This is a genomic window from Vibrio sp. MOR3 (genome assembly GCF_001557775.1).
Lineage (GTDB): Bacteria > Pseudomonadota > Gammaproteobacteria > Enterobacterales > Vibrionaceae > Vibrio > Vibrio jasicida.
In genome coordinates, this window is the sequence record NZ_LNRD01000003.1 from 506656 (window position 1) to 518405 (window position 11750).

The window sequence follows — 11750 nt, forward strand, 5'->3', positions numbered from 1 at the left end:
TTGCATAGTATTCAGGCCATGCAGCAAAACCGAATCCAACAGGGCTAAATACTCTAACTATATAAATAGGTAAGTTACTTACCTTTGGAATGTGAAGTGGGTTTAATGGATATGTCTCGACGAATGATTAGCGTTTTGTTCGCTGCCTTAACTTTTTCTACGGCAGCTTTAGCTTCTGACATCAGCCAAACTGAATACGATGCGATCGCAGAACGCATCAAACCTGTCGGTGATGTTTATCTAGCAGGTGCAGAACCAGTAAAAGCAGAACCAACTGGCCCACGTGATGGCGCCGCGGTTTACGGTACTTTCTGTATTGCTTGTCACGCATCTGGCGTAAGTGGCGCACCAAAAACAGGTGATGCTGCGGATTGGGCACCACGTATTGCACAAGGCAAAGACGTGCTAACCAACCATGCGATCCAAGGCTTCAATGCAATGCCAGCAAAAGGTACGTGTATGGACTGTTCTGATGACGAAATCATCGCAGCCATCGACCACATGATTGAAGGTCTGTAATAAAGACACCAACGAAAAAGGCTTGCCACTTGGCAAGCCTTTTTCGTTTTTAGCAAATTAGAACAACGCTGTCCTACTTCTTAAACATCGCTCGAATATTAGCGATGTGAGCTTGGCCTTTTGCCATGCGCTCTTCTGCCGATACTGGTTTTTTGTTTACTTCCCATTCAACGTCATCAAATGGCAGTTCATCTAAAAAACGACTTTGTGTCGGTTTGATCAATTCACCAAACTGGCGACGCTCTTTACACATCGTAAAGGTTAATTCTCTTTGAGCACGCGTAATTCCCACGTACATCAATCGACGCTCTTCTTCGACGTTATCTTCATCAATACTGGTTTGGTGCGGTAAAATTCCCTCTTCCGAACCAATCAAATATACATAAGGAAACTCGAGACCTTTCGATGCATGAAGCGTCATCAATTGAACGGCATCACTGTCTTCATCATCTTCTCCGCGTTCCATCATGTCTCGCAATGTTAAACGTTGAACGACTTCTTTGATGGTCTTCTCTTCTTGATCGTAGTTGTCACCTTCTAGGTCAGCCACAATCCAAGAGTAAAGGTCAGAAACGTTCTTCATACGCATTTCAGCCGCTTTCGGGCTTGCTGACGTTTCGTATAGCCAATCTTCGTAATGAATATCACGCACAAGCGAACGCACCGCTTCAACCGTATCGCCACGCTCAGCTTGATCGGCAATCGCAACCAACCATTGAGTAAAGCGGCGTAGGTTCTCTAAACCACGACCGGTTAGGTGCTGCTCTAGTCCCATTTCAAAGCTGACTTCAAACAAGCTCTTACCACGCATGTTGGCGTAGCTACCCAGCTTCTCTAAAGTCACGGGACCAATTTCACGACGCGGCGTATTCACAATACGTAGGAACGCGTTGTCATCATCTGAGTTCACCAACACACGTAGGTAAGCCATGATGTCTTTGATCTCAGCTCGAGCGAAGAAAGATGTGCCGCCAGACAGTTTGTATGGCACACGGTTTTGCATCAGTGACTTTTCAATCAAACGTGATTGGTGGTTACCACGATATAGAATCGCATAATCTTTATATTCGGTGCGGTTTAGGAACTTGTGCGCAATCAATTCACCCGTCACACGCTCCGCTTCGTGCTCTTCATTTTTCGCCAGCAACACTTTGAGTTTTTCACCGTCAGGAATTTCCGAGAACAGTGATTTCTCATACACGTGTGGGTTATTCGCAATCAAGATGTTAGCTGCGCGCAGAATACGGCTAGTCGAACGATAGTTCTGCTCCAACTTAATCAAACGCAAATTTGGATAGTCTTCACCAAGCAACACCAAGTTTTGCGGCTTAGCGCCACGCCATGAATAGATGGATTGGTCATCGTCGCCTACCACAGTCAAACGACCACGCTCACCGACAATCAACTTCACTAAGTCGTATTGGCTGGTGTTGGTATCTTGATATTCATCCACCAACAAGTAGCGAATGCGATTTTGCCAGCGTTGGCGCACTTCTTCGTTATTGCGCAGAAGTTGCACTGGCAAAGAAATCAGATCGTCGAAGTCGAGCGCGTTGTATGCCTTCATCTGCTTTTGGTACATCTCAAAACAGAACGCGAACAATTGCTGCTGCTCACCTTGAGCAAGCGCTTTTGCCTGTTCTGGTGTCAGCATGTCATTCTTCCAGTTTGAGATACTGCTTAGTAGTTGACGTAATAAATCTTTATCGCCATCTAGCTGCTTTTCTGTCAGCTCTTTCAGTAGTGCAAGTTGGTCTTGATCATCAAAGAGGGAGAAGCCTGCTTTCAAGCCAAGATGCTTGTACTCACGCTTGATGATGGTCAAACCTAAGGTGTGGAAGGTCGAAACCATCAAACCTTTCGATTCTGATTTACCTAACGTTTGACCGACGCGCTCTTTCATCTCACGCGCCGCTTTGTTGGTAAAGGTAACCGCAGCAATATTGCGTGCCTTGTAGCCACACTGCTGAACCAAATAAGCAATCTTATTGGTAATTACACGAGTTTTACCCGAACCTGCACCAGCCAGCACGAGGCATGGGCCTGATACGTACTTAACGGCTTCATCTTGTCTAGGGTTCAGCTTCATAGAAATTCTCTGCGGGTGGTAATTATGGCGCCTATGATAAAGGGGTGACCGCGTGAAAGCTACGGAGATTTTCACGTAATTTTTACACAGATAGATGCAACATTTTGTTGCATACGTGGCCAGAGTTTAAGCTATAATGAATGAACGTTCATTCATTGGGTGGTGGCGTTATGTCCAATAACACTGCTGGAGATAAATACGGACAAATCATTGCAGCAGCCGAGCGCTTAATCGCTGAATCAGGTTTTCATGGTCTTTCCATGCACAAACTTGCTACAGAAGCAGGTGTTGCAGCTGGCACGATTTACCGATATTTCTCAGATAAAGAACATCTTTTGGAAGAGGTTCGCCTTACTGTAACTAAACGTATTGCGGACGCCGTTCAAGCGGATGTTCATGACGATATGCCCCTGAAAGAGCGTTACCGCACCATGTGGCTCAATATTTGGCACCTTGCTGGATCAAATTTAGACACCTTAAGTAATCGTGTCCAATATGAATCACTGCCTTGTGGAAATCGTAAAGGGACGAGGGAACTTGAAAGGCAAATGTTTGCCCAAGTAGATCGTCTTTTTAATCAAGGCAAAGCGGAAGGGGTATTCAAACCCCTCGATAACGAAATTCTATCAGGGTTAAGTTTCGAAGCTAGTGTTGCGCTTGCGAGAAAACATGCTTTGGGATTTTATCAGCTGGACGACAATGCGCTGGAAGCAGCCGTTGAAGCCAGTTGGGATGCAATTATTAAACACTAACTTGGAGTTCTTAATAGAATGAAAAAGTGGACTTTCTTTATGTTGCTTATCGCGGTTCTTCTGTTCGGAAGCGTGATAGGTTTCAACTTATTCAAGCAACAGAAAATTGCTGAATACATGGCGAATCGTCCGGAGCCAGAGTTCCCTGTTACCGTTACGGAAGTAAAAGCGGTAGATTGGGTTCCTGTCATCGAAGCGATTGGCTTTATCGAACCTAACCAAGGTGTCACTGTTGCAAACGAAACCAGCGGTGTGATTGATAAGATTTCTTTCGACTCTGGTACTCAAGTGGAAGAAGGCCAACCTCTGGTTCTTCTGGACTCTGATGTTGAGAAAGCAAACCTAAAAAGCTCTCAAGCAAAACTGCCAGCAGCTCAAGCTAAGTACAAACGCTACCAAGGTCTTTATAAGAAAGGATCGATTTCTAAAGAAGCGTACGACGAAGCTGAAGCAAACTACTTCTCACTTAAAGCGGACATTGAGAGCTTGAAAGCGACCATCGACCGCCGTGAAATAAAAGCACCTTTTGCTGGTGTGGTTGGTATTCGTAATGTGTATCTAGGTCAATATCTACAAGCAGGTACTGACATCGTACGTCTCGAAGATACAACAGTAATGCGTTTACGCTTCACTGTGCCTCAAACAGATATCTCACGCATTAAGCTAGACCAAGAAGTGGATATCTTTGTAGACGCTTACCCTGACAAGCCTTTCAAAGGTTCGATCTCTGCGATTGAACCAGCAGTAAACGTACAAAGTGGTTTGATTCAAGTCCAAGCAGACATTCCAAATAGCGATGGCAAGCTTCGCAGCGGTATGTTCGCACGTGCAAACATCATCCTGCCTAAGCTAGAGAATCAAGTGACTCTGCCACAAACGGCAATCACCTTTACGCTATACGGCGACAACGTGTACATCATTACTGAAGAAGACGGTGAAAAACGCGTTAAGCAACACGTTGTGAAAGTGGGTGAGCGTACTAAAGACATCGCGCATATTCTAGAAGGCGTGAAACCAGGTGACGTAGTGGTAACGTCGGGGCAAGTACGCCTTAGTAACCATGCGAAAGTGACCATCGTTGAAGATTCGGCACTGACACCACCTGCTGAAACACCAATGCTTTAATTGGAGGCATCATGCGCTTTACCGATGTTTTTATTAAACGTCCAGTTTTAGCGGTATCGATCAGTTTTTTGATTGCGTTGCTTGGTTTGCAAGCCGTATTCAAGATGCAGGTTCGTGAATACCCTGAAATGACAAATACGGTGGTTACTGTAACCACCAGTTATTACGGTGCCAGCGCCGACTTAATCCAAGGCTTCATTACTCAGCCTTTGGAACAAGCCGTTGCTCAGGCCGATAATATCGACTACATGACTTCATCCTCGGTACTCGGTACTTCTACCATCACCGTAAACATGAAGTTAAACACTGATCCGAATGCGGCGCTGTCTGACATTCTGGCGAAAACCAACTCGGTTCGTTCGCAGCTTCCAAAAGAAGCGGAAGACCCTACGGTAACCATGTCGACAGGTTCGACAACGGCAGTACTGTATATTGGTTTCACCAGTGATGAGCTGTCTTCAAGCCAGATCACGGACTACCTTGAGCGTGTAATCAACCCGCAGTTATTCACGGTAAACGGTGTATCGAAAGTTGACCTATACGGTGGTATGAAATACGCACTGCGCGTATGGCTAGACCCTGCAAAAATGGGGGCACTTAAGCTGACAGCAACTGACGTAATGACCGTACTAAACGCCAACAACTATCAGTCGGCAACTGGTCAGGCGACAGGTGAATTCGTACTTTACAACGGCAGTGCAGATACTCAGGTATCCAACGTTGCGGAACTAGAAGCACTTGTGGTGAAAACCGGTGAGGGTGATGTAATTCGCCTTGGTGACATTGCGAAAGTGACGCTAGAGAAGAGCCACGATATTTACCGTGCTAGTGCTAATGGTCAAGAAGCCGTGGTTGCAGCGATTAACGCAGCACCAAGTGCCAACCCGATCAATATTGCAGCAGATGTACTGACGTTGTTACCTCAACTAGAGCGTAACTTGCCAAGTAACATCAAGATGAATGTGATGTACGACTCGACTATTGCTATCAACGAATCGATTCACGAAGTTGTGAAAACCATTCTTGAAGCAGCAGTCATCGTACTTATCGTTATCACTTTGTTCCTAGGTTCATTCCGTGCGGTAATCATCCCTATCGTTACTATCCCATTATCATTGATTGGTGTGGCAATGGTGATGCAAGCGATGGGCTTCTCTTGGAACTTGATGACACTACTGGCAATGGTACTCGCCATCGGTCTGGTGGTGGATGACGCGATCGTTGTTCTTGAGAACGTCGATCGACACATCAAGGAAGGGGAATCACCGTTCCGAGCTGCGATCATTGGTACACGAGAAATTGCTGTCCCAGTAATCGCGATGACACTGACGTTAGGTGCTGTATACGCGCCTATCGCTCTGATGGGTGGTATTACAGGCTCACTATTTAAAGAGTTTGCTCTTACCCTTGCGGGTGCTGTATTTGTGTCCGGTATCATCGCGTTGACTCTGTCACCGATGATGTGTTCAAAAATGCTGAAGGCAAACGAAGAGCCAAGCAAGTTTGAGCAAAAAGTTCACCACGTTCTTGATGGCATGACCAACCGCTACGAGAAGATGCTAACTGCAGTCATGGCTCATCGTCCGGTTATCATTGCTTTTGCGATCATCGTGTTCGCGAGTCTACCGATCTTGTTTAAGTTCATTCCGAGTGAACTAGCACCATCGGAAGATAAAGGCGTTGTGGTCTTAATGGGTACAGCCCCATCAAATGCGAACTTGGATTACATCCAAAGCACCATGAACGATGTAAACAAGATTCTGTCTGACCAGCCAGAAGTAGAATACGCTCAGGTGTTTAACGGTGTACCTAACTCGAACCAAGCATTCGGTCTAGCAACACTGAAACCTTGGAGTGAGCGTGAGGCAAGCCAAGCGGACATTACCAAACGTGTGGGTGACTTAGTTTCTCATGTACCAGGTATGTCAGTAACGGCTTTCCAAATGCCAGAACTTCCAGGTGCAGGTTCAGGTCTACCAATTCAGTTCGTTGTGACTACGCCAAACAGCTTCGAAAGCCTGTTTACTATCGCAAGTGATATTCTGACCGATGTATCGAAGAGTCCACTGTTCGTGTATTCGGATCTGGATCTGAACTACGATTCAGCAACGATGAAAATCAGCATCGATAAAGACAAAGCCGGCGCTTACGGCGTGACCATGCAAGACATTGGTGTCACGTTAAGTACCATGATGGCCGATGGTTATGTAAACCGTATCGACCTAAATGGTCGTTCATACGAGGTAATCCCTCAAGTTGAACGTAAGTGGCGTCTAAACCCAGAGTCGATGAAGAATTACTACGTACGTTCAGTTGACGGCAAAGCAGTACCATTGGGTAGTTTGATCACAATTGATGTGGTCGCAGAGCCTCGTGCACTGCCTCACTTCAACCAGCTAAACTCAGCCACTGTTGGTGCTGTACCAGCTCCTGGTGTTGCAATGGGGGATGCGATCAACTGGTTCGAAGACGTGGCACAAAACAAACTGCCGTCAGGCTACAACCATGACTACATGGGTGAAGCGCGTCAGTTCGTAACTGAAGGTAGTGCGTTATACGCAACATTCGGTTTGGCACTAGCAATCATCTTCCTAGTACTGGCGATTCAGTTTGAATCTATCCGCGATCCAATCGTAATCATGGTATCAGTACCACTTGCGGTTTGTGGTGCATTGATTGCTCTGGCGTGGGGGACTGCATCGATGAACATCTACTCGCAGGTTGGTTTGATTACCCTGGTTGGTCTGATCACCAAGCACGGTATCTTGATCTGTGAGGTAGCGAAAGAAGAGCAGTTACACAACAAACTGTCTCGTATCGATGCGGTAATGGAAGCAGCAAAAGTTCGTCTTCGTCCAATCCTGATGACGACGGCAGCGATGATTGCAGGTCTTATCCCATTGATGTACGCAACAGGCGCAGGTGCTGAGCAACGCTTCAGTATCGGTATCGTAATCGTTGCTGGTCTGGCGATCGGTACGCTATTTACACTATTCGTACTGCCAGTGATTTACAGCTACCTTGCTGAGAAACACAAGCCACTACCAGTGTTTGTTGAAGACAAAGACTTGGAAAAGCTAGCTCGAGTGGATGAAGCGAAAGCAGCTCACCGCGAATTAGCTGATAACAAGTAAGTATAAAAGCACTAAGAAAAAGGTCACTTCGGTGACCTTTTTTATTGCTGCTCTCTTTTTTACCATCTAAATGGCGACTTTCACGTATCAATTAAATAGAATGTGGGCAAATCAAAAGGAGTTTTAGCCACTATGTTTGACCCAAAGAAATTAGAGCAAATCGCTAAACAAATTCACGAATCAATGCCACAGCCAGTAAAAGAACTAGGCGCGGATGTTGATCAAAAAGTTCGCCAAGTCATCCAAGGTCAGCTAAACAAGCTAGACGTTGTTAGCCGTGAAGAATTCGACGTACAAACTCAAGTTCTGCTGCGCACTCGTCAAAAGCTGACAGAAATGGAAAAGAAATTGGCTGAGCTTGAAGAAAAGCTAGCTGATAAATAAGCGAGAAGCGAGAAGCGAGAAGCGAGAAGCGAGAAGCGAGAAGCGAGAAGCGAGAAGCGAGAAAATTCTTAAGGGTTGGCGTATGTACGTCAACCCTTTTTGTTTTCGGGATTCGGGATTCGGGATTCGGGATTCGCTTCAATTTTGCCTTCTTAAGGGCAAATCCAGTCAACATATACCTCTACTTCTTTCAATTCTATCCCAACGAACACGTCCGATTTTAACAGCGAAGCACTCCCACGGTTCGAAGGAAACAGTCCGTCTTCATAAAAACAAAAAGGCTTGGTCAACGGCGACCAAGCCTTTTAATTAGATGTTGTGTTGTATGTTGTATTTATTGACCCCAGTCTATCCGGAGTTCTTTACTGACTTAGATAGAAATCAGCCGCCTACTGCGATGTTCTTCATATCCGTCATGTAACCACGTAGCTCTTCACCGATGTACTCTACTGGGTGGTTACGAATCGCTTCGTTTACTGCGATTAGCGTAGCGTTATCGACTTGGTTAGACGACTCGCCTAGACCTTTACCGATTACGTCTGTGCTTACTGATGGCATGAACTTCTCACGTAGTAGCGGTGTTGCTACGTTAGCAAATAGGTAGTTACCGTACTCTGCTGTATCTGAAATTACCACGTTCATTTCGTATAGGCGCTTACGTGCAACTGTGTTTGCTATTAGCGGTAGCTCGTGCAGTGACTCGTAGTATGCAGACTCATCGATGATGCCTGATGCTGTCATTGCTTCGAATGCTAGCTCAACACCAGCACGAACCATAGCTACCAGTAGAATGCCGTTGTCGAAGTACTCTTGTTCAGAGATTTCGATGTCGCCTGCAGGGTAGTTTTCGAAAGCGGTTTCACCCGTCTCTTCACGCCAGCCTAGTAGGTTTGCATCGTCGTTTGCCCAGTCAGCCATCATAGTACTGGAGAATTCACCCGTAATGATGTCGTCCATATGCTTGTTGTATAGTGGACGCATTAGCTCTTTTAGCTCTTCAGAAAGCTCAAATGCTTTTACTTTTGCTGGGTTTGATAGACGGTCCATCATATGAGTGATACCACCAAACTTAAGAGCTTCAGTGATTGTTTCCCAACCGTATTGTAGAAGTTTACCTGCGTAGCTTGGGTCGATACCGTCAGCAATCATCTTCTCGTAAGACACGATAGAACCGGCTTGTAGCATGCCACATAGGATAGTTTGCTCACCCATTAGGTCAGATTTAACTTCCGCTACGAATGAAGACTCTAGACAACCTGCGCGGTGGCCACCTGTACCAGCAGCCCATGCTTTCGCAATGTCCCAGCCTTCGCCTTTAGGGTCATTTTCTGGGTGAACAGCGATTAGTGTAGGGACACCGAAGCCACGCTTGTACTCTTCACGTACTTCTGTACCTGGACACTTAGGCGCAACCATTACAACCGTTAGGTCTTTACGGATTTGCATGCCTTCTTCAACTACGTTGAAACCGTGTGAGTAGCCTAGTGCTGCGCCTTCTTTCATGAGAGGCATTACCGTTTCAACAACGTTAGTGTGCTGCTTGTCTGGCGTTAGGTTGATTACTAGGTCAGCTTGTGGAATTAGCTTTTCGTAACTGTCTACTTCAAAGCCGTTATCTTTTGCGTTTTTGAACGATTGACGTTGCTCGTCGATCGCAGCTTGGCGTAGAGCGTAAGCAACGTCTAAACCAGAATCACGCATATTTAGACCTTGGTTAAGGCCTTGAGCACCACAACCTACGATGACCACTTTCTTACCTTTTAGGTAATCTGCTTCTGATGCGAATTCTTCGCGGTCCATAAAGCGACAACGACCAAGTTGGTCCAATTGCTCACGTAAGTTTAGGGTATTGAAATAGTTAGCCATCTGGGTGCTCCTTAACATTCTTCCATAGAGGTCGGTATTTGTGTTACCGAATGAGTTCATACTAAAACAGACATTCTGTTGCTGAAAGTGATATATTCACAATTACTTATTGCAATAAATGCAACATGGACGTAAAGATTTAATGAACATCAAAAGCCTACAACTATTCATTCATCTATGTGATAGTAAAAGCTTCGCTAAGACAGCGGCAGCAATGCATATCAGCCCTTCCGCACTGAGTCGGCAGATCCAGAAATTGGAAGAAGAAACGCATCAACAGCTGTTCTTGCGTGATAATCGAAGTGTCGAATTGACGGTTCAAGGAAAGAAGTTATTGCCTGTTGCACTAAAGATCTTGGGGGAATGGCAGCAATACCAAAGCTACGTCAAAGGAACGGAAGATGAGCTAAAGGGGGAGATACGTTTATTTTGCTCGGTAACTGCAAGTTACAGTCACCTCCCAGAGCTTATTTCCGATTTCCGCATACAACACCCATTTATTGAATTCAAACTCTCTACTGGTGATCCAGCCCAAGCTATCGATAAGATAATGGCGGATGAGGCTGATATCGCGATCTCGGCAAAGCCAGACCAACTACCCGCTAAAGTGGCTTTTGAACCAATCAGCGAGATACCTCTATCGGTTATTGCTCCGGTTGGAATCAGCAGCTTCGCAGAAGAACTACAAAAAGAAACCCCGGATTGGTCAACGATCCCTTTTATTCTCCCAGAAGCAGGCACAGCAAGAGAAAGAGCGAATGTTTGGTTTAAGCAAATGAAGATCAAACCAAACATCTACGCACAAGTAGCAGGGCATGAGGCCATTGTCAGTATGGTGGCTTTAGGTTGTGGCGTAGGTATCGCACCGGATGTGGTAATCAACAATAGCCCTGTCAGAGAGAAGATAAATCGACTGAAAGTTCTGCCTATCAAACCATTCGAACTCGGTGTTTGCTGTATTAAACGCCAGCTAGAAAACCCGTTAGTTAAAGCCCTATGGGAAGTCGCAGAAAGTAAGTATATATCCCTTTAGAGATATCTATACAAATTGGAATCCGAAGCCCGTTACGCAAGCAACGGGCTTTTTATTTACAGTAAACCTCGAATGCAAAATATGTAACAGCACTTAGAGGTAGCTGACATCACGACTCACATAACAAAGGTATTGCTAGCAAAGTGATGAGAATAAGTAAGTACTTACCCTTAGTTACTTTTAAGATTTAGAAAATGGACACTGACAAGAGAGATAAGATCTTTACCTAACACAACGAGTTCTACAGCAAACACAGAGATCTGAGGATATCAGAAACGACAAAACCTATTCCGAAGGCTGGGTTTCCAAATAAGTAGCGGAACCGTGGGGACGCCTAGTCCGAGCTTACGTTCAATTGGACTTACACACAAGCGAGACTCATGCATGAATTGAGTTGTTAGATACGAAAAAGCCCCAGCATTTCTGCTGGGGCTTTTGTCTGAATAAGTGGCGGAGCGGACGGGACTCGAACCCGCGACCCCCGGCGTGACAGGCCGGTATTCTAACCAACTGAACTACCGCTCCGCACTGGTTAGACATTTAAGTCTAAGTTTTTGTCTTCACTTTTTCATAAAAAGTGAAAATAAAATACAAGCCTGGCGATGTCCTACTCTCACATGGGGAAACCCCACACTACCATCGGCGCTAATTCGTTTCACTTCTGAGTTCGGAATGGAAGTCAGGTGGGTCCAAATCGCTATGGTCGCCAAGCAAATTCTTTAATTCGGAAAACTGATTTTAAGTTCTACTACACATTCAATCGTTCTTGCATTGAGTCCATCAAAACCCCTTGGGTGTTGTATGGTTAAGCCTCACGGGCAATTAGTACAGGTTAGCTCAACGCCTCA

General features: G+C 45.5%; 8 protein-coding genes, 1 tRNA gene and 1 rRNA gene. 6 read left to right on the forward strand and 4 right to left on the reverse strand.

Annotation, left to right across the window (positions count from 1 at the left end; genetic code table 11):
• Positions 1-105 precede the first annotated feature (105 nt).
• Positions 106-519, forward strand: a complete 414-nt coding sequence (locus tag ATB76_RS09695; RefSeq protein ID WP_038882194.1) for a cytochrome c5 family protein — start codon at positions 106-108, stop codon at positions 517-519.
• A 73-nt stretch (positions 520-592) separates the two neighbouring features.
• Here the strand turns inward: ATB76_RS09695 and rep are convergent, their stop codons facing one another.
• On the reverse strand, positions 593-2608 hold the full coding sequence (gene rep / locus ATB76_RS09700) for a DNA helicase Rep (RefSeq protein WP_061035081.1): 2016 nt from the start codon (positions 2606-2608) through the stop codon (positions 593-595).
• A gap of 170 nt (positions 2609-2778) precedes the next feature.
• Here rep and ATB76_RS09705 point away from each other — a divergent pair, with 170 nt between their 5' ends.
• From ATB76_RS09705 to ATB76_RS09720, 4 genes are all read left to right on the forward strand, one after another.
• Positions 2779-3360: a TetR/AcrR family transcriptional regulator gene (locus ATB76_RS09705; RefSeq protein WP_050566713.1), complete on the forward strand. Its 582-nt coding sequence runs from the start codon at positions 2779-2781 to the stop codon at positions 3358-3360.
• 18 nt (positions 3361-3378) lie between these two features.
• Positions 3379-4485 carry a multidrug efflux RND transporter periplasmic adaptor subunit VmeC gene (gene vmeC, locus ATB76_RS09710; RefSeq protein ID WP_038869923.1) on the forward strand — a complete coding sequence of 369 codons (1107 nt, stop codon included), beginning with the start codon at positions 3379-3381 and terminating at the stop codon, positions 4483-4485.
• A gap of 11 nt (positions 4486-4496) precedes the next feature.
• A complete protein-coding gene (gene vmeD / locus ATB76_RS09715) occupies positions 4497-7619 on the forward strand; it encodes a multidrug efflux RND transporter permease subunit VmeD (protein ID WP_038869922.1) in 3123 nt (1040 codons plus the stop codon).
• A gap of 132 nt (positions 7620-7751) precedes the next feature.
• Positions 7752-8003: an accessory factor UbiK family protein gene (locus tag ATB76_RS09720; RefSeq protein ID WP_005427244.1), complete on the forward strand. Its 252-nt coding sequence runs from the start codon at positions 7752-7754 to the stop codon at positions 8001-8003.
• A 381-nt stretch (positions 8004-8384) separates the two neighbouring features.
• On the opposite strand, the gene ilvC is transcribed toward ATB76_RS09720, so the two are convergent.
• Positions 8385-9869: a ketol-acid reductoisomerase gene (gene ilvC, locus ATB76_RS09725; protein WP_038879763.1), complete on the reverse strand. Its 1485-nt coding sequence runs from the start codon at positions 9867-9869 to the stop codon at positions 8385-8387.
• Between the two features lie 142 nt (positions 9870-10011).
• Between ilvC and ilvY the strand changes: the two genes are divergently transcribed.
• On the forward strand, positions 10012-10902 hold the full coding sequence (gene ilvY / locus ATB76_RS09730; protein WP_061035084.1) for an HTH-type transcriptional activator IlvY: 891 nt from the start codon (positions 10012-10014) through the stop codon (positions 10900-10902).
• 448 nt (positions 10903-11350) lie between these two features.
• Here the strand turns inward: ilvY and ATB76_RS09735 are convergent.
• Positions 11351-11427 (reverse strand) — tRNA-Asp (locus ATB76_RS09735).
• Positions 11428-11496: 69 nt separating this feature from the next.
• Positions 11497-11613, reverse strand: a 5S ribosomal RNA gene (rrf, locus tag ATB76_RS09740).
• Between the last annotated feature and the right edge of the window lie 137 nt (positions 11614-11750).